The sequence below is a fragment of the Methanosarcina barkeri 3 genome (assembly GCF_000970305.1).
Lineage (GTDB): Archaea > Halobacteriota > Methanosarcinia > Methanosarcinales > Methanosarcinaceae > Methanosarcina > Methanosarcina barkeri_A.
The window spans coordinates 1737643-1755935 of sequence record NZ_CP009517.1; the positions used below are offsets into that span (position 1 = coordinate 1737643).

An 18293-nucleotide genomic window follows, 5' to 3' on the forward strand; every position below is an offset into this window, starting at 1 on the left:
ATTTTGCGGCTTTACTCAAAACTCAATGCTCATGAACGTGCTCATGCCCATGTTCACAAGCCGAACCCATAATCTGCTCCCTTTTGAACCTTATATAATTCTCATTGATAGAATCCAGACACTTTGTGCAGACGTTTACCTTTTTTATTACGACCCCCTTTGAAAAATCGGGAATCTGGACTTCCACAGGGTAAACTCTGCCTTTTTTACCGCAAAGAACGCATTTGTTTCTCCTGCAGGAGATTTCGTCTTTATTGATGCTTAAATAGGTTTTCTGGGCGGAATCGAGGCAGGTCTCACAGAGCCCTTTCCAGGCACCGTTTGAGTAAACTAATTTATGGAAGAGGGAGAAAACTCTAACAAGAATACGACCCAATTTATACAATCCGATTTTGGATTCAGAAGTGATGGTTAAAATAATCAAAGTAGATAAAATATATTAAAAAGAGTATAGTAAACAGGGAATATTTTGCGAGAAATTCTGTTGGTTAAGACATTTCTGAGAAAGCTAGTGTTATGACAATTAACTGTGGAATATATTTTGGAGATTAGATCAACATAAAAGGTTTCAGAGTCTCTAAGTGATCTAAAATTAAATTGCCAAGACACCAGGTTCAATCGTAATCTTTGACAAAAAAACTGGCTATTTTATCTTCTAATATGTTGCTTGCCTTCAAGTGTGTTATTTGTGCTCTCAAGGCCAGACGATACTCTAATTTCAGCCATAAAGCCTGCACTATTACCTTGTAAAGTATTGTTATGAGATTTCGCCAGTGTGATTTCAAATGAATATCCAATTGATTTGACGGTATTGTCAAGAAGTTTATTATTATTTGAATCTCTAAGACTAATACAGAAATAGTCATCTATAATTGCGTTTGTGCTCAGTTCATTGTTTGAAGAATTTTCGAGGCGTATACCATCCCAGTTTCTTGATATATTGTTATTTGTTAGCTTATTGTTATTTGAATTTTTGAGAAGAACTCCGTTTCTATACTTTCCCCACTGGAACCAATTATAATTTACTTCATTATTTACCAGTTTATTTCTGCTGGAGTCTTTCAAGTAAATTCCACACCCGTTTTGAGATGCATTGTTGTTTTCAATTGTAATGTTTTCAGCTTTTTCCAGATAAATTCCGTATTTGTCAGAAACCAGTTCATTGCCAGCGATAATGCCATCCGATCCAGTGTAATATATGCCTGACTTGTTTGTTCCTGTCACATTGAATCCGCTAATTGTTACATTGTCGGCAGCTACATAGAAGATGTCCTTTTCCGGATCTGCAGCCTGAATCATAGTTTCAGTCGTTTCTCCAGGCTTTGAAATTATGATAAGGGATTTGTTCACAACAAGGTTCTCCTTATATAACCCCGGGTCAACAGCAATAATATCGCCGGAACTCGAATTGTTTATTGCCTGCTGGATCGAGTCTCCTGTGTGTACGTAGACATTTATTGAATCATCACTGATATTATCGAGAAAATTACTTATCGAATTATTGCTCTCGTTATCAGGAGAATTATTGGGATATATCCAGGATAAAATTAAGGAAATTGTAGAATCAATGAAAGATTTGTTTTCTATACCCTGATCTTTAGTCTCATTTTTAGAAGTACGATTAGGAGAATCATCTGGTAAATGATCCATATCTGAATTCCCAATATTATCTCTCAAAGTGTTGTTATCTGAGCCAGCAAGCTCAAAGCCATATTTCTTGTTCGAATTTGCAATGTTATCAGTTAGAATGTTATCTTTTGAGCTCCCTAGATCAATACCTGCATACTCGTTTGAATTTGCAATATTATTGTTTAGCAAACTGTTACTACAATTGAATAATTTAATTCCATCACCATTGTGATTTGCAATATTTCCATTTACTTTATTTTGTATAGAAGAACTCAAAGTTATGCCGTTATCTTTATTAAAATTTGCTGTATTGTTATTTAATTCAGTATTTGTTGATTCATGAACATCAAATCCAACGATATTAGAATTTGCCACGTTGTTACTTAAATAATTATCAGTGGATTTAACTATTCCAATGCCAATAATATTATTAACTACAATATTATTCAACCCGGTGTTATTATCTGAGTTAAACAGAAGGATTCCAACGGCGTTATTTGATAGGATGTTGCTGTCAAACCTTGAATCGCTTGTGTTAAATAAAGCAATGCTCTGGGAGTTATTTTGGAGAAACTGATCTTTTATTGACATATTCTGGCAGTTGATACAGTAAATAGCCCCAGCATTTGAGGCAGAATTTAAAGTAACATTCGAAACATTTACAAGATAATAGATAGGTTTTCCGTTTACAGTATTGGTGGTATCGATATTGTTCTGCATACTAGCATTTTCATACCCAGTATAAATCTCAAAATTATATTTATTGTTGACCATTGTGTTATTAATAAGCGTATTGTTATTTGCAAGCTCACTGTCATCTGGAGACAATCGGATTCCTGACCAGATATTGTCCGATGCGGTGTTATTGATCAGTATATTGTTTTTAGCAGCATTCCAGAGATAAATTCCTATCCCATTAGCCCGTAAATGGTTGTTTGCAATAGTGTTATACTGCACATTGTCCAGATAAATTCCACTTCCTGAGCTGGAATTTTTCAAACTAAACCCTTTGATGGTCACGTTATTCGCAGTTACGTGAAAGATGTGATCACCTGGATTAAGAGCTTGAACGATTGTATCTTCCGGATTTCCCGACTTTGAGATTATTGCTAACTTCTTATCTACGTCTACGTTTTCTACGTAAACTCCTTTACTTACGAATATTGTATCTCCATCGACAGAATTGTTTACAGCTTGCTGTATAGAGGTATAGTTTTCATTTCCACTGCTATCAACAATAATAGTACTCGCTGCAGCAGTAACCATATTTATAATCAGAAGAGAATATATTATAATGAGATAAATTTTAATTCTCAGTTATATCACCTTGCCTGGTGATTCACTCTTATATTTTATATCTGTCAAAAATACCGACTTTACCGTCGGGTCTACATGGAAGTCCTGCAATAGACCTCTAATTTCCTGAAGCATCCATGTAGTAAGAAAAATTTGATTGTCTCTGTACTATATAAATTTTTTGATATAAAGTATTTACGGCAAAATCAAGTAACTGCTTGATTGAACTCGAGTCTCAAATTAAAAGAGATATACTAAGAGACAGACAAAAAAGATATTATTCAACCTTACCTAAAATTAGCTTGAAGACATTGATTTCGACATAGCATATGAGTATAACTACTAAATTGCGAAAAAGAAAAATCTCAATAACCAACAATTGTAGAATTCAATTCACAGAAATTTTTCTATTGAATTTTAAGTAGTTATTTCAAAAAAGGATAAAAAATAGTAATAAAGCCGCAAAAAGCAGCTTTACCTTTATTCAGTGTTCATGAACGTATCCATGCCCGTGTTCACAAGCCGAACCCATAATCTGCTCCCTTTTGAACCTGATATAAGTCTCATTGATCGAATCCAGACACTTTGTGCAGACGTTTACCTTTTTTATTACGACTCCCTTTGAGAAATCGGGAATCTGGACTTCCACAGGATAAACCCTGCCTTTTTTACCGCACAGAACGCATTTGTTTCTCCTGCAGGAGAGTTCGTCTTTATTGATGCTTAGATAGGTCTTCTGGGCAGAATCGAGGCAGGTCTCACAGAGCCCTTTCCAGATACCCTCAGGATAGGCGAATTTGAGGCGGGAACGAAAAACCCGGACAGGAATAACGGCCGGGATTGCTTTTCCGCAAAGATCACAATCTGTCATTTCTCATACCTCCTTAGATCAGTACCTTTGCTGCTTCCATTGCCCACTGCAAGAAAGGTTCAGGCCAGAGTCCCATTACAAGCACGCCTGCAGTTGCAAGCAGGAGAGCCGCTGCATATGGGAAAGGCAAGCCGATTTTTTTGCCTTCGGGGGGAAGGAAGTACATGTACCTTACAAGCCTTGCATAGTAGAACAGTGAAAGGGCGCTGTTCAGAATTGCAATTACCGCAAGCCATGCCATGCCTGCCTGAATGGCTGAAGAAAAGAGCACGACCTTGGCCATGAAACCGGAAGTAAGGGGGATCCCTGCAAGGGCAAAGACGAAAACCGTCATGCAAAGGGCTGCCAGAGGCATTCTCTTTCCAAGGCCCCTGAAGTTGTCCAGGTGGTCGGGAACCTGCAGGTCTCCTGTTCTTTGAGTAGTTATCATCCAGACAACTGCAGCTGCTGCAATAAAGGCTCCTCCTTTCATAAAGGCGTGGGCAAGGGTATAGAAGATTCCACCTGTAAGAGCCATTGGGGTCATTACCGCAAAAGCCATTGCAATATATCCTGCCTGGGCCAGTGAAGAGTAGGCTAGCATGCGTTTTACGCTTGTCTGAGACACTGCAACCACATTTCCGAAGGTCATGGTTACGACTGCAAGAATTGTAAAAGCGAACTGCCAGTCAGGCTGGAGGGCTGCAAGAGCCAGGATGAAAACCCTGAAAGCTGCCACAAAACCCATTTTCTTTGACCCTGCCGAAAGAAGGGAAGATACAACTGAAGGGGAACCCTGATAGGCATCGGGAGCCCACATATGGAAAGGTACAAGAGCCATCTTGAAGCCAAAGCCTGCAATGAGCAGTACAACGGCAACTATTCCGATAGGGCTTTCTGCCAGGAGAGAGACGTTTCCAGCAATCATTGGAATGCTGGTAGTGCCTGTTGCCCCATAGACAAAAGAGATCCCAAAGAGCATAAGCGCTGAAGAAACTGCGCCTATTACGAAGTACTTCATGGCTCCTTCAAGGGACCCTGAGTTCTGTTTCTCAAAGCCTGCAAGGGCGTAGGTAGCAAAACTTGCCAGCTCAAAAGCACAGAAGAGCAGGATAAAGTCATTTGAGGAAGCAACAACCATCATCCCGAGGGTTGCGAAAAGTACCAGGGTATAGAACTCTTCGGTATGGTCACTGTTTTCAGTATACTTGATTGAAGCAAGCGAAACGATCAGGGAAACTGTAAGGAAGACCAGTTTGAAGAACTGGGAAAGAGCATCAATGCTGACAGTGCCGGAAAACATTGTAGCTTCGGTCCCGAAACTCCGGACTGTCAGGACCAGAGCTGCAAGTACTCCCAGGGTTGCCAGGTAACCCAGCACATTCTTGGTCCGAGGGGACATGAAAACCCCTATAAAAAGTATTATCAGACCTGTTGCAGCAACTGCGATTTCTGGTGCAAGAAACATTAAATTTTCCATTTTTTAAACCCCCAGAGCAGCAGCGAAACTTACTATTGCTTCCGAATTCGTAATCATCATATTAAGTACGGGATTCGGGTTCCAGCCAAAATAGACCACAAGCAAGGCAATTACTGCCATGGAAAAGACCTGAAGAGAACTGATGTCCCTGACATCTCCAAGCTTCTCGTTATAAACTCCGAACATTACCCGCTGCATTGCCCAGAGGTGGTAACCTGCGGTAATCACTATTGCCAGAAGGGCAAGCAAGACAAAACCAGGAAGGTTGACATAGCTGAAGGCCAGCACCAGGAACTCGGCAACAAAGCCAGTAAGTCCTGGCAGGCCGAGGGATGCCATAAACCCGACCATCATAAGTACAGCCAGCATCGGCATCTTCTTTGCAAGCCCTCCAAGATTGTTGATTATCCTTGTTCCCGTACCTGTCTGGATCGACCCAGCTGACATGAACATGATACTCATTATAAGCCCATGGGAAAACTGCTGGAACATAGCTCCTGAAACCGAAAGGGCAACAAAACCTGCCGAACCCAGTAAAACATAACCCATGTGGCTTAAACTGGAATAAGCGATCATACGCTTGAGGTCTTTCTGCCTTAGAGCCACAAGTGCTCCGTAAACTATGCTGAAAGCTCCAAGCAAGCCCAGAACGGTAATCATAAGCTCAGGGTTACCGGTATTAGGGAGCATGGGAAGTGAGATCCTGAAAAGCCCGTATCCTCCTATTTTGAGCAGAATAAAGAGTACACTGCCTGCGGTCGGGGCTTCGGTATAAGCATCCGGAAGCCAGGAGTGGAAGGGGAAAATCGGCAATTTTGCCAGGAACCCGAAAATTATTGAGAGAAAGATTGCATTCCTTAACAGGCCTGACCCCAAGAACTGGAACTGGCCAACCAGCTCCCTTATGTCAAAGGTAGGAACCCCTGTCTGCTGCCAGGAGGCATAGAAGAGCCCGAAGATCCCAAGAAGCATTACCAGAGAGGCAACATGTGTGTAGATAAAGAACTTATAAGACGCATGTGCCCGCTTTTCTCCTCCCCAGATATTTACCATGAAAAAAAGGGGAATCAGGGTAAGCTCCCAGAATATATAGAAAACCATGAAATCAAGGGCTACAAAGACTCCTATAACTGCAGCCTGCATGGTGAGAATCAGCCCGTAAAACCTGTTAGGGGCTTCTCTTTCTTCCTTCCAGCTGTAAAGGATCAGGAATGGGATAACTATTGCATTTAGGAGGATAAGGGGCATGGAAACGCCGTCAATCCCAACTGAATATTTGGCTCCTAGCAAGGGAATCCATTCTATCGACTCAAAGAACTGCATGGCAGCCGTATTACTGTCAAAATTCAGGTAGGCATACAGGGTAAGGCCAAGAGTCGCAAGGGACCCTAAAAAGGCCAGTCCTGCAGCCTGTTCTTTCGTTTTTGTGAAAAAGGTCACTGCTGCAAAAATCAGCGGCACCAGAATCAACAGTGATGCTACAGGCAGCATTAGAGTACCTCCGTTATTAACTTAACAAGTATTATCAGCAGGCTCACACCTAAAATTACTGCAGTTGCATAAGTCTGGATAACTCCGGTCTGAACTTTCCGGAGCTCCTCACTTACACCGACTGTAAGAATTCCGATTCCTTCTACAATGCTGTCAATAATCACATCAAGCACCTGTGAAAGAAAAGCAATGATTCCGTATACGATTCCGAGTGAAAAAAACTCAGTATAGATTTCATGCTGGTAATAGCGCTTGTAAAGCAGCCTGTAAACCGGGTTCTTCATAGAAGCAAGCGGCCCGAGTTTGATTATCCTGAGATAATAGATTAGAAAAGCAACTGCAAGACCTGCAATGGCTACTATCATCGGAAGCCACTGGACAAAGAGAGACTCATGTCCGGCTGCCTCTACGATCTGATTTCGGCCTAAGGCTGCAAGGTTTCCGATGTTAAGATTCACGAAGCTGTTTGCAAATGTTTCTTTGAGGAAATCCATGAACCCTGTTTTTGTCAGCCCACCGAATACGAGGGCAAAAATTGCCAGAATTGAAAGGGGAATTGTCATAATAGCAGGGGACTCGTGTCCGTGGTAGTTACTTCTTGGCTTCCCTGTAAAGGTCATGAAGATCAGTCTGAAGATATAAATCGAAGTGAGGAGTGCAGCCGCAATTGAGAACGCATAGGGAATCCAGTTGTTACTGTGTTCTCCAAAGAGGTAAGCAGCCTCGATAATTGCATCCTTTGAGAAGAAACCGCTTGTCCCTATTGAGGTTCCGGGTATTCCGAAACCTGCCAGAGCCAGGGCTGCAATTGTCATAGTAGCAGCCGTAATTGGCATTACCTTTCTTACGCCTCCAAGTTCTCTCATGTCCTGGGTGCCTACTGCGTGGATTACGCTGCCTGCACAGAGGAAAAGAAGGGCCTTAAAGAAAGCATGGTTGATAAGGTGGAAAAGAGAAATGCCTACTGCTTCAAGCCCTATTGCCGAGCCCAAGCCAAGACCAAGCATCATGTATCCGAGCTGGCTTATGGTCGAATAAGCAAGTACACGCTTGAGGTCATTCATCACAATGCCCATCGTACCTGCAAAAAGCGCAGTAAAGCCTCCGAGATAGGCAACTACCATGAGAGAGTCAGGAGCTGCAATAAACATAGGGAAGGTCCTTGCGACCAGGTAGACGCCGGCAGTAACCATTGTTGCAGCATGGATAAGAGCTGAAACGGTTGTCGGGCCTTCCATTGCGTCAGGCAGCCATACATGCAGAGGAAACTGACCGGATTTTCCTATGGCTCCTCCGAAGAAGAGCAGGGTGATAATGGTAAGGTGACTTACTTCAAAGCCGAAAATGTTTGAATGAAGTGCAGACAGCTGGGGAATATAACTGAAAATTTCGTCAAAACGGAGCAGGTATGTTCCGTCCTGGAAGCCTCCTGCAAGTTTCAGTAGATCGGAAGTCAGTACAATTATTCCTGTAAGGAACATCACGTCTCCGACCCTGGTTGTCAGGAAAGCTTTCTTGGCAGCCGCTGCAGCTGATGGCCTTTCGAACCAGAAGCCAATTAAGAGATAGGAACACAGCCCTACAAGTTCCCAGGAAACAAAGAACTGAAGGATGTTGTCCGAAAGAGCCAGGGAAAGCATTGCTGCGGTAAAGAGTGCGGTTTCTGCAAAATACCTGGCTTCTCCTGGGTCGCCGGACATATAACTAACTGCATAGATATGGATCAACAGACTTACAAAGGAGACCATTGAGAGCATTACTGCGGCCAGAGGATCAATCAACACTCCGATATTAAGCACTGCAAACCAGGGATAGGACTGGCTTATAACCTCGCCCGGGTTTGCCAGCAACCTGAGCGTAATCACCAAAGAGATTACGAAGGAGGCGGCAATTGCCAGTATAGGGACTATTGCCCCGCCTGAGGGCATTTTCCTGCCGAAGAAAAAGGTGATAACAAAAGCCAGTGCCGGAAGCAGGGGGATTAAAAATGCAAGTTCTTCTAAGGCCGTTTTTACCACCTCAGGATGTTTAGCTCATCAAGGTTGATCTTATCGTGCATTCTGTAGATTGCCATGAAGATTGCAAACCCGACCGCTGCTTCGGCAGCTGCAAGAGCAATCGAGAAGATGGCGAAAACCTGCCCGTTCAGGGTATCCGTATAACTTGAGAAAGCTACAAGGTTCAGGTTTGCAGAGTTGAGCATGAGCTCGATGCACATAATCATCCTGATGCCGTTTTTATGTGTCATTACACCATAGAGTCCGATTGAAAACAGCAAGGCTGCGAGCCCCAGGTAAAAGTATAAAGGAATCATCGGTTACCCTCTCCTTTTGCCAGGTAAATTGCCCCTATGAGAGAGGCGAGCAGGACAATTGAAAGGACTTCAAAAGGCGCAACATAGTGAGTAAATATCAGCATGCCAATGCCCTCTATATTACTCTGGTCAGCCGGATTTTGGGGAAGTTCGGAAACCGTGTTCCAGGAGGTTCCGAAAGCCCCGACTATCACAATAGCTGTAAAGAGCAAAGCTACAAGAAATGATAAAAGGCGATTAATCCTCACCTGGCTCACCTCCGATCTCGTGCTTTGTCAGCATAACCGCAAAGAGGATGAGAACTCCTATTGCTCCGATGTAGACCAGAATCTGAATGATTCCCAGGAACTGGGCATTCAAAAGAACATAGAGAGCTGCAATTCCGAACATGCACATGATCAGGGAAAGCCCGGCTCGGACAATATCCTTTGCAGTTACCACGAAGACTGCAAAGAATACTGTAGCGATAGCAAGAATCACAAAGACGGCCATTTCCAGGGCTGATCCTATTGTTTCGAGCCCGATCATCTCTCATCACCTTTTTCGAGATCGACTTCCCTTGCAAGTTTTTCAGGAGTCATGAGCAGGTCTTTGTGATGCCATTTAACAAGACCTTTAGCGTATTCCTTGCCGCTTGAAAGCGCACCTTTAGGACACTGATCGATGCAGAGTCCGCAGAAAAGGCAGTGCCCTATGTCAATTTGAGGGAACCAGCGTTGTTTTGAGCTCCCTGGTGCAATCGGAGCTTTTACGATCTTAATTGCGGCATTAGGGCAAGTATTGGCACAGATGCCACAACCTATGCATTTACTTTTATCAAGTATCTGAAGTCCCCTGAACCGGTCGGAAAGTTCACTGGGTTTTTCCGGGTACATCCTGGTTACGGGAGGTCTTGTGATGTTTCTAATTGCATATTTAATGTTTTTAAGGACCATGGTTTCACGCCCCCAGGTAGAGTCCGAGCCCTACAGCCCAGACAAGGTTTAGAAGGGCAAGAGGAAGCAGTTTTTTCCAGCTCAGGTCAACAACCTGGTCAATCCTGAACCTCGGGACAGCCCATCTGAGCCCTATAATTACCATAAGTACAAAGACAACTTTTACAATCAGGAAGCCTGTTGGAGCGATAAGGCCAAGCACGGAATTGTTTGCAATAAAACCTGGCACGTTCCAACCGCCAAGGAAGAGAAGGGCTACAAGGAAAGAACCGAGGATCATGTGGATGTACTCGGCAAAAAAACCTAGCCCGAAACGCATTCCACAGTATTCCGTAATCCACCCTGCTATCAATTCTTCTTCGGACTCATTCTGGTCAAAGGGAAGTCTTCCCATGTCAGCCATAAGTGATACAAAGAATACAAAACATCCCAGAGGCTGCAGGAAAATATTCCAGTGCAGGCCCTGCGCACTCGAAATATCTACTATATTAAGCGAACCTGTCATAGCAGCTACACTTATGACAGATATTCCGAGAGGTACTTCATATCCTACCATTCGGGCAAAATTTCGAAAAGCTCCTAGCAGGGAGTATTTGTTATTTGAGCCGTAAGCCACCATAAATATTCCAAAAATTGATAATGCGGATACTGCTTCGATGTAAAGCACACTGATGTCCATCTGGGTGACCGCAAGCGGGTACTCGACCCCATTAATGAAAACTGCACCCACAGGAAGGGCAACAAGCATAAGAAAAACCGAACCAAGCATGAAAATATTAGCATTATTAAAAAGTAAACTGTCAGCATTCAGCGGCTTTAAGTCTTCTTTCGTAAAAAGTTTGATTGCATCGGCTACAAGCTGCAGAAGTCCATATTTTCCTACACGGCAGGGTCCCATTCTTGTCTGGATATCAGCAGAAAGCTTCCTTTCAAGCCACACAGCTCCCATTGCTCCGACAAAAATAAACCCTATAAGAACAAGGCCTACTATTCCACGGACCCAGGGGATTAAAGGAGCTAGATATTCAGGAACTACTATTGTCATCAGAATCACCTGTCCGCTTCACTGGTACATCCGTCCATGCTGCCCGAAATTGATGCTACATCCGCAACAGTCGTGCCTATTATTAGAGGAGGAAGAGCTTGCAGGGTAGGATAGTAAGGGCCTCTGATCTTTACTCTGTACGGCTTGTCCGAACCGTCGGAGATCATGTACATACCCATTTCCCCTCTTGGATCTTCCACCCTGTGGAATACCTCACCGGCAGGAACTCTCATTACAGGAGTTCTCCTGCCATACATGGTACCTTCAGGAAAGAGCGGACCACCTGGAATCTGATCGAGGCACTGTTCTAAAATATAGATACTTTCCCTGATCTCGTTAATCCTGACCTGCACTCTTGCAAAACAGTCTCCTGCGGTTTCAGTGCAGACTTTGAAGTCAAGGTCCTTATATACCAGATAAGGCTCGTTTTTCCGGATATCGAAAGGGACACCGGTTGCACGCAAAACAGGTCCTGAGACTCCAAGGTTCTTTGCGACATCAGCAGTCAGGACACCAACTCCGACAGTTCTTTCCCTGAAGATCCTGTCCGTATGAAACATTTCTTCAAAATCGTCTACTGATTTTTTGAGATTATTGAAAACAGATAGTGCTTTTTCTTTAAACCCATCCGGCAGGTCGTCCCTTACTCCTCCGAACTTGAGATAGCTGTGAGTAACTCTGGCTCCCGTGATCATGTCAATCAGGCCCAGAACCTCTTCTCGTTCCCTGATCGTGTACATGAACATGGAGACAAAACCAATGAATTCTCCAAACTCACCCATACCCAATAAATGACTCTGAATTCTTGTAAGCTCGTCAAGAATAACCCTGATATATTGAGACCTTTCAGGCGGTTCGATGCCCAGTAATTTCTCGGTACAGCCTACAAAACATTCTTCGTTTACAAGAGCCACAAGATAGCAGATCCTGTCCACGATTGTGATTCCCTGGAGGTAAGTCTTATTCTCCAGAATCTTTTCAATACCTTTATGAATGAAACCGAGTTCTATGTCAGCATCCACGACTGTTTCCCCTTTCAACCTCAGGTTTAGCCTGAAGGGACCTGGCTGCATGGGATGCTGAGGGCCCAGGTGTACGATCATCTCGTTTGGTTCAAGCTGCTCTTCCATTTTTCACCCTCACACCAGATTTCTGGCAGTTTTATTCGGAAAGCCCTCGTAATCTTTCCTGAGGGGCCATTCTCCAATCATATCTTCGGGAAGTACAAGTGGTTTCAGGTTCGGGTGATTTTTAAATAAAATTCCGAAAAGCTCGTAAGTTTCCCTTTCATACCAGTTTGCATTCCAGTACACCGATACGATGGACTCGATTTCCGGGTTTTCCCTGGGAAGCCTGGCCTTAAGCGTCAGAACTACAGGATGATTATATGATGCTATATGATAGACTACTTCAAGCTCATTCCTTTTTATGTAGTCCACTCCGCAGACTGAGCAGAGGTGGTCGAACTGAAGAGAGTCCTTAAGATACTGACAAACTTTTCTTACCTCATCCTTATCCACATATGACCTTGCACGGATTTCGGATTCGGCTGTTGCTTCGGAGATTGCCTCAGGAAAAGCATCTGTTAATGACTTGAGAATTTCTGCGACATCCATAATTTTTCCTCGAATAACTCTGAGATTTCAGAAGAACCTCGGTAAGCTTAGTACTCCGAACCCAGGTCTTTCTTGGCTTTGATTTTTTCCTGAAGTTCCACAAATCCCTGAAGCATTGCCTCGGGTCTTGGAGGACAGCCTGGAACGAAGACATCGATTGGAAATATTTCATCAATATTCTGGACCGTACTGTATGATTCATAGAAAGGGCCGCCACTAATGGAACAATCTCCAATGCACATAACCCATTTCGGAGAAGGCATCTGTTCCCAGAGTCTTTTTAAAGCAGGCAGGTATTTCTTTGTCACGTAGCCACTGATGAGCATGACGTCAGCCTGTCTGGGGGAGTTTCTCGGAATGATCCCAAAGCGATCCGTATCATAGTGGGCACAGCCCATAGCGATCATCTCAACTCCGCAACATCCCATTGGCTGAGTCATAAACCACAAAGAGTTTTTCCTTCCCCAATTGATCAAGTCCTGAACCTTAGTTTTCTTGAGTAAGTCACTTATCGCACTGGTTGTTGTTGTGATAACTCCGGGAATTCCTTCTTCCGAAGTCTCATCGGATTTACTCGCTTTTTTTTCCGTCATTTCACCCATGTAAGAGCCCCCTTCTTCCAGAGATAAACGTACCCGAAGAGCAGTATAAAAATAAAGGCAAACATCTCAACCACTGCAATTGAGGTGATCCCATGACCCTTATAGACTGTAATCCATGGGTAAAGGAAGAGCACCTCTATATCAAAGAGTACAAAAGCTATCGCATAAAGATAATACTCAACATTGAACTGGATCCTTGCAGTTCCTGTAGGAACCGATCCCGATTCATATGTAGTGTATTTGCCGGCTGCCTTGCTTCTCGGGCTCAGTTGCTTTACCATAAACATTGTCAGTGGAGGCATAACAAGTGCCATGACGAGGAATATTGCAACTGGTATGTAGCTATCAATTATTCCAGACATTAATATCACCTATTAAAATGCAGCAACCTGAATTGCAGCATTAAATGACATGAATTTTGGATTTTGGTACACAAAACCGCGTCCGAACAACCGTGTTTATGGAATTGTTTTCGGTCCAGACACAGATCCTTTTATAAATTCTTGAGTCCACAGAGATCTTTAATTTCAGTAAAAAGATCCCTGAACACAGACAGCATTTTCTTCCTGACCTTGAAAATTTAGATTTCTTTATCCTGAACGGTATTATAAATTGTCTGAAAGTTTGGATTTCTTTACCCTGGATGGTATTATAAATTGTCTGAATGTTTAGGTTTCTTTACCCTGAATGGATTATAAATTGTCTGAAAGTTTGGATTTCTTTACCCTGGATGGTACCATAAATTGCCAGAAATTCAGGATGGTTCCCGCTCCAGGCAGCACAGGTCCGGTTGAGTGAGATTAATGATTAATTAAAATTGATTAAATTACAGCGCCCCATACTAATCTCTGTAAATGAATGAGAAGTTACTTACGTTATTTGCTAGATAATTAATATTATATAAATATTAAGTTTAAATAAATAGAATCTGTCTTTAGAATATGAACATGTTTGAAAATCGGAATAAAATCATATTTTGTTTACGGAGTTATATAAATTATGTATATGTTATTTCTTTCCAGTTCCCCAAACATAAATAATATTATTTATAATATATATAAGTAAGCTCATATAAGCACAATAAGTATATATAGACTTTAATTATTCTAGATTGAATAAAATATTCATATATAATATAAACAATCTTGAAAACTTTTATTTTAAAAATTTTTTTCCTTCCTCGCCGAAAATAAAAATACTAAAAGGTTAATAAAATTCGGTTATCTTGCTGCAAAATCTTGAGTAGAAGTCAATCTGTGTATTTAGCGAGATTTGAATGAAATCAACAGTAGAATCATCAGTTTAACTATATAAAGTACGATCCTGAGGACACACTGTACCAATACATTATAATAAGTCTTTTCATGATAGAAAAACTGGTGGAATCGCATGAAGATTAATGACAATTGTGTAGGGTGCGGCCAGTGTGCTTCTTTTTGCAAAAAAGGAGCAATAGATGTAAAAGGAAAGGCAAGAGCTACTGACGCCTGCATAGACTGCGGCATCTGCGTGCTCTACTGCCCTGTTAAGGCCATAGAGGTGCTGGTATGAAAGCGATTGTAATTGGTGCGGGACTTGGAGGACTCTTAAGTGCGGCCAGGCTTTCAAAGTCAGGATACCAGGTAGATGTTTTTGAAAGGCTTCCTATCACAGGAGGAAGGTTTACAAACCTCAGTTACAAAGGATTCCAGCTTTCGAGCGGAGCTTTCCATATCCTGCCCCATGGACCTGCAGGCCCTCTAGCCCATTTTCTTAAAGAAGTCGGTGCCGATGTAAAGATCGTAAGATCGGATATTACAACTGTGCGCGTGCCCCTGAAAAAAGGCAGCCAGGATTATGAGAAAGGCTTCAAAGATATTTCGTTTACCGATTTTTCCACACTTCTCTCGCATAAAGACCGATTGAAAATCGCTCTTCTTATAGTAAGTACGCGAAAAAACCGCCCGACAGGAAGCAGTTTGCAGGCATGGATCCGGTCTCAGTTTAAGGATGAGTGGCTTGTGAAATTTGCCGATGCTTTCTGCGGCTGGTCATTGAGCCTGAAAAGTGACGAAGTTCCTGTGGAAGAAATTTTCGAAATAATTGAAAATATGTACAGATTCGGCGGCCCAGGTGTTCCTATCGGTGGATGCAAAGGAGTAATCGATGCTCTGGAAAGTGTGATTGCTGCACACGATGGAAAGATCCATACCGAGACCGAGGTTTCAAAAATTCTTGTGGAAAACGGAAAAGCCGTAGGCGTACTTGTTGGTGAGGAAGCTTATAAAGCAGACCTGATCATCAGCGATTTGGGACATGCCGCAACGGCATGCATTTGTGAGGAGGTCCTGTCAGGAGAAAAAGATTCAGGATACCTGAAAATACTTGAAACCCTGAAGCCTTCTGCGGGCATAAAGATTTGTCTTGCTGCAGACGAGCCGCTTGTAGGGCATTCGGGTGTCCTTCTAACCCCATATGCAAAAAGGGTAAATGGGATAAACGAGGTTACGCAGGTCGATCCTGGACTTGCTCCACCTGGTAAGCACCTTACAATGTCCCATCAGTATGTAGCCCCTGAGAACGTGAAGAATCTCGAAGCTGAAATTGAACTTGGGCTTCAGGACCTTAAAGAAATCTTTCCCAATAAAAAATATGAAGTTCTTCTTACCCAGTCATACCATGACAACTGGCCGGTAAACAGGGCAGCCTCAGGTAAGGACCCTGGTAACGAGACTCCTATTCCAGGACTTTACGTTGTAGGGGACGGAGCCAAAAGAAAAGGCGGCATTGAAGTTGAAGGCGTAGCTCTCGGTGTAGCTGCAACCATGAAGAAAATCCTAGGCTGAATTTCAGAAAACAAACCCATCAGGTGTTTTATCATTCCACCAAAAAATCCCAACTTTGTGACCTATTCGAAAAACGTTTTCGTTCCTGTTACCAATATTTGCAGGAACCGCTGTGGTTACTGCGGTTTTCGTCGAGAGCCCGGACAACCAGGTGCCAGACTCATGAAGCCCGAAGAAATTTTTCCTGTACTTGAAAAAGGGGTAAAGGCAGGGTGTACCGAAGCCCTTTTTACATTCGGGGAGTACGCAGAGGAGGTTTCGGAGTACAGGAAGTGGCTTAAAGAACTTGGTTATTCTTCCACGCTTGAATATCTTCTATTTCTCTGTGAGACTGCAATCAATGCTGGAATCCTTCCTCATACGAATGCAGGGATTATGACGCGCTCGGAGCTGAAAGCTTTAAAACCCTTGAACGCAAGCATGGGGATTATGCTTGAGAGCACGGCAACCCTGGAAGCCCATAAGGACTGTCCGGGAAAACTTCCTGAACTCAGGCTTAATACTATTCGGGAGGCAGGAAAACTCCTGATTCCCTATACTACAGGCCTCCTTGTAGGAATCGGAGAGGAAAGAAAAGACAGAATCGAATCCCTCGAAGCTATTGCCAGTCTCCATAAAGAATACGGGCACATCCAGGAAGTTATTATCCAGAACTTTACCCCGAAACCCGGAACACCCATGGAAAACTTTCCTGCACCCTCAATAGAAGAAATGACTGATACCATATGCCTGGCCAGACAGATCCTTCCTTCTGACATAGCAGTACAGGTTGCCCCAAACCTTGTAGACCCTAAAGCCCTTATCGCAAAAGGAGTGACTGACCTGGGAGGCATATCCCCCTTGACAATTGACTGGATTAACCCTGAAGCAGAATGGCCTGATGTAAAGGACTTACAGAGGAAACTGAATCCTATTTTGCTCAGAGAACGCCTGCCAATTTACCCTCGGTATGTAAAAAAAATGTGGTACTCGGATCGGATAGGCGAACTTATAGAACAACTCTCGGATACTGACGGTTACAGGAAAAAGCCCTGAACAGAGGGCATGAGGAGGAATTAAAAAATGAACACTGAGATTCCCGAAGATCTTATGGAACGCGCATGCAAGGGAAGGAGCACAAAGGAAGATGGGCTCTTACTCCTGGAAATACCTCCTTTCGAACTCTTCAGATTTGCGGACGAACTTCGCTCCCTTACGACAGGAAATACGGTTACTTACGTCGTGAACAGGAATATTAACTTTACTAGCAGATGTGTGGGAACCTGCGGATTTTGCGCATTCAGGACGAACAATGGTAAAGTCCTCAGCATAGAAGAAATTATTGAAAAGGTTAGAGAAGCTGAGAGAGCAAAAGCTACCGAAGTCTGTATCCAGGGAGGGCTTCTACCGGATGTGGGCCTGGACTTTTATCAGGGAATTACAGAAGCCATAAAAGCCGAGTTTCCTGAAATGCATATTCACGCTTTCTCCCCGATGGAGGTTTACCATGCTTCTCGTATTAGTGGTGTGAAGGTAAGTGAGGCCCTCTCAAAGCTGAAACGAAGCGGGCTTGATACAATGCCGGGAACTGCAGCCGAAATCCTCTCTGACCGTGTTAGAGAAATTATCTGCCCTTCAAAACTCAGTACAGAGGAATGGGTTAAAGTAGTTACACAGGCACATGCTGCAGGAATTCCTACGACTGCAACCATGATGTACGGGCATGTCGAAACTCCTGAAGAAAGAATAGAACACATCCTGACTATCAGAGAGATTCAGAAAGAGACTGGAGGAATTACTGAATTTGTGCCTTTGCCTTTTATGCCTTATAATAATCCTGTTGGAGAAAAAATGATTCGAGAGGGAAGGTACGCTACTCCGGGCCTTGAGGATCTGAAAATCTATGCTATCTCACGTATCCTTCTTCACGGGCATGTAGATAATATTCAGGCAAGCTGGGTAAAACTGGGGAAGAAACTTTCCCAGTTTGCTCTCAGTTGTGGTGCAAACGACCTCGGAGGCACACTTATGGAAGAGAGCATTTCCAGATTGGCAGGAGCCCCTAATGGAGAAAGTATTTCCGTTGAAGAACTGGAATGGATGATTTACGGAGCCGGCAGGGTCCCTAAAGAGAGGACAACCCTTTACAAAGGGGTACGTGAACTGGCTTCCAGGAACCCTGGAAGAACTACCGGATGCGGAGTCTCAGAATAAGCTGGATATTAAAACAA

General features: G+C 43.2%; 19 protein-coding genes. 4 read left to right on the forward strand and 15 right to left on the reverse strand.

The genetic code is table 11. The annotated features are described in order from the left end of the window. Window positions 1–22: 22 nt before the first annotated feature. From fpoO to fpoA, 15 genes are all read right to left on the reverse strand, one after another. Window positions 23–376 carry a F420H2 dehydrogenase subunit FpoO gene (fpoO, locus tag MSBR3_RS06965; RefSeq protein WP_048107283.1) on the reverse strand — a complete coding sequence of 118 codons (354 nt, stop codon included), beginning with the start codon at window positions 374–376 and terminating at the stop codon, window positions 23–25. Window positions 377–648: 272 nt separating this feature from the next. After that, entirely contained in the window at window positions 649–2895 is a 2247-nt protein-coding gene (locus MSBR3_RS18845; protein WP_052723318.1) for a right-handed parallel beta-helix repeat-containing protein, read from the reverse strand. Window positions 2896–3409: 514 nt separating this feature from the next. Next, window positions 3410–3796, reverse strand: a complete 387-nt coding sequence (locus tag MSBR3_RS06975; protein ID WP_048107284.1) for a F420H2 dehydrogenase subunit FpoO — start codon at window positions 3794–3796, stop codon at window positions 3410–3412. A 13-nt stretch (window positions 3797–3809) separates the two neighbouring features. Beyond that, window positions 3810–5255: a F(420)H(2) dehydrogenase subunit N gene (gene fpoN / locus MSBR3_RS06980; RefSeq protein ID WP_048107285.1), complete on the reverse strand. Its 1446-nt coding sequence runs from the start codon at window positions 5253–5255 to the stop codon at window positions 3810–3812. Window positions 5256–5258: 3 nt separating this feature from the next. Then, window positions 5259–6746 carry a F(420)H(2) dehydrogenase subunit M gene (fpoM, locus tag MSBR3_RS06985; protein WP_048107286.1) on the reverse strand — a complete coding sequence of 496 codons (1488 nt, stop codon included), beginning with the start codon at window positions 6744–6746 and terminating at the stop codon, window positions 5259–5261. Beyond that, entirely contained in the window at window positions 6746–8764 is a 2019-nt protein-coding gene (gene fpoL / locus MSBR3_RS06990; protein ID WP_048107287.1) for a F420H2 dehydrogenase subunit FpoL, read from the reverse strand. Before fpoL ends, fpoM begins: the two co-directional genes overlap by 1 nt. Beyond that, window positions 8758–9060 (reverse strand): F420H2 dehydrogenase subunit FpoK, encoded by a 303-nt coding sequence (fpoK, locus tag MSBR3_RS06995; protein ID WP_048107288.1) that lies wholly within the window; start codon window positions 9058–9060, stop codon window positions 8758–8760. The genes fpoL and fpoK overlap by 7 nt, the downstream gene beginning before the upstream one ends. Further along, window positions 9057–9308 (reverse strand): F420H2 dehydrogenase subunit FpoJ, encoded by a 252-nt coding sequence (fpoJ, locus tag MSBR3_RS21405; protein WP_048107289.1) that lies wholly within the window; start codon window positions 9306–9308, stop codon window positions 9057–9059. Before fpoJ ends, fpoK begins: the two co-directional genes overlap by 4 nt. Continuing rightward, window positions 9298–9588, reverse strand: coding sequence for an NADH-quinone oxidoreductase subunit J (locus MSBR3_RS21410; protein ID WP_048107290.1), 291 nt, complete (start codon window positions 9586–9588; stop codon window positions 9298–9300). The genes fpoJ and MSBR3_RS21410 overlap by 11 nt, the downstream gene beginning before the upstream one ends. Next, window positions 9585–9995, reverse strand: a complete 411-nt coding sequence (gene fpoI / locus MSBR3_RS07010; RefSeq protein ID WP_048107291.1) for a F420H2 dehydrogenase subunit FpoI — start codon at window positions 9993–9995, stop codon at window positions 9585–9587. Before fpoI ends, MSBR3_RS21410 begins: the two co-directional genes overlap by 4 nt. Window positions 9996–9999: 4 nt before the next feature. Beyond that, window positions 10000–11040: a F420H2 dehydrogenase subunit FpoH gene (fpoH, locus tag MSBR3_RS07015; RefSeq protein WP_048107292.1), complete on the reverse strand. Its 1041-nt coding sequence runs from the start codon at window positions 11038–11040 to the stop codon at window positions 10000–10002. Between the two features lie 5 nt (window positions 11041–11045). After that, a complete protein-coding gene (gene fpoD / locus MSBR3_RS07020) occupies window positions 11046–12170 on the reverse strand; it encodes a F420H2 dehydrogenase subunit FpoD (protein ID WP_048107293.1) in 1125 nt (374 codons plus the stop codon). A 9-nt stretch (window positions 12171–12179) separates the two neighbouring features. Next, complete coding sequence (fpoC, locus tag MSBR3_RS20975) at window positions 12180–12656, reverse strand: F420H2 dehydrogenase subunit FpoC (RefSeq protein WP_048107294.1); 477 nt, start codon at window positions 12654–12656, stop codon at window positions 12180–12182. 47 nt (window positions 12657–12703) lie between these two features. Continuing rightward, window positions 12704–13258, reverse strand: coding sequence for a F(420)H(2) dehydrogenase subunit B (gene fpoB / locus MSBR3_RS07030; RefSeq protein ID WP_048107295.1), 555 nt, complete (start codon window positions 13256–13258; stop codon window positions 12704–12706). Continuing rightward, window positions 13246–13620: a F420H2 dehydrogenase subunit FpoA gene (fpoA, locus tag MSBR3_RS07035; RefSeq protein WP_048107296.1), complete on the reverse strand. Its 375-nt coding sequence runs from the start codon at window positions 13618–13620 to the stop codon at window positions 13246–13248. The genes fpoB and fpoA overlap by 13 nt, the downstream gene beginning before the upstream one ends. A 1027-nt stretch (window positions 13621–14647) precedes the next feature. Between fpoA and MSBR3_RS07040 the strand changes: the two genes are divergently transcribed. Genes MSBR3_RS07040 through cofH form a run of 4 tightly spaced genes read left to right on the forward strand, consistent with a single transcriptional unit; the run spans window position 14648 to window position 18276 of the window. Further along, the gene (locus MSBR3_RS07040) at window positions 14648–14809 is read left to right on the forward strand and encodes a 4Fe-4S binding protein (RefSeq protein ID WP_048107297.1); all 162 of its coding nucleotides are present in this window, start codon (window positions 14648–14650) and stop codon (window positions 14807–14809) included. Continuing rightward, entirely contained in the window at window positions 14806–16083 is a 1278-nt protein-coding gene (locus tag MSBR3_RS07045) for a phytoene desaturase family protein (protein WP_048107298.1), read from the forward strand. Before MSBR3_RS07040 ends, MSBR3_RS07045 begins: the two co-directional genes overlap by 4 nt. A gap of 57 nt (window positions 16084–16140) precedes the next feature. Continuing rightward, on the forward strand, window positions 16141–17118 hold the full coding sequence (gene cofG, locus MSBR3_RS07050; protein ID WP_048107299.1) for a 7,8-didemethyl-8-hydroxy-5-deazariboflavin synthase CofG: 978 nt from the start codon (window positions 16141–16143) through the stop codon (window positions 17116–17118). 27 nt (window positions 17119–17145) lie between these two features. Beyond that, window positions 17146–18276 carry a 5-amino-6-(D-ribitylamino)uracil--L-tyrosine 4-hydroxyphenyl transferase CofH gene (gene cofH, locus MSBR3_RS07055; RefSeq protein WP_048107300.1) on the forward strand — a complete coding sequence of 377 codons (1131 nt, stop codon included), beginning with the start codon at window positions 17146–17148 and terminating at the stop codon, window positions 18274–18276. Window positions 18277–18293 lie beyond the last annotated feature (17 nt).

Coding starts and splice junctions, on each gene's coding strand:
- MSBR3_RS06975 (WP_048107284.1), bottom strand. CDS start 3,796: ATGACAGATTGTGATCTTTGCGGAAAAGCAATCCCGGCCGTTATTCCT.
- MSBR3_RS21410 (WP_048107290.1), bottom strand. CDS start 9,588: ATGATCGGGCTCGAAACAATAGGATCAGCCCTGGAAATGGCCGTCTTT.
- fpoN (WP_048107285.1), bottom strand. CDS start 5,255: ATGGAAAATTTAATGTTTCTTGCACCAGAAATCGCAGTTGCTGCAACA.
- fpoK (WP_048107288.1), bottom strand. CDS start 9,060: ATGATTCCTTTATACTTTTACCTGGGGCTCGCAGCCTTGCTGTTTTCA.
- fpoH (WP_048107292.1), bottom strand. CDS start 11,040: ATGACAATAGTAGTTCCTGAATATCTAGCTCCTTTAATCCCCTGGGTC.
- fpoA (WP_048107296.1), bottom strand. CDS start 13,620: ATGTCTGGAATAATTGATAGCTACATACCAGTTGCAATATTCCTCGTC.
- fpoI (WP_048107291.1), bottom strand. CDS start 9,995: ATGGTCCTTAAAAACATTAAATATGCAATTAGAAACATCACAAGACCT.
- MSBR3_RS18845 (WP_052723318.1), bottom strand. CDS start 2,895: ATGGTTACTGCTGCAGCGAGTACTATTATTGTTGATAGCAGTGGAAAT.
- fpoC (WP_048107294.1), bottom strand. CDS start 12,656: ATGGATGTCGCAGAAATTCTCAAGTCATTAACAGATGCTTTTCCTGAG.
- MSBR3_RS07040 (WP_048107297.1), top strand. CDS start 14,648: ATGAAGATTAATGACAATTGTGTAGGGTGCGGCCAGTGTGCTTCTTTT.
- MSBR3_RS07045 (WP_048107298.1), top strand. CDS start 14,806: ATGAAAGCGATTGTAATTGGTGCGGGACTTGGAGGACTCTTAAGTGCG.
- fpoM (WP_048107286.1), bottom strand. CDS start 6,746: ATGCTGCCTGTAGCATCACTGTTGATTCTGGTGCCGCTGATTTTTGCA.
- fpoD (WP_048107293.1), bottom strand. CDS start 12,170: ATGGAAGAGCAGCTTGAACCAAACGAGATGATCGTACACCTGGGCCCT.
- fpoB (WP_048107295.1), bottom strand. CDS start 13,258: ATGGGTGAAATGACGGAAAAAAAAGCGAGTAAATCCGATGAGACTTCG.
- cofH (WP_048107300.1), top strand. CDS start 17,146: ATGAACACTGAGATTCCCGAAGATCTTATGGAACGCGCATGCAAGGGA.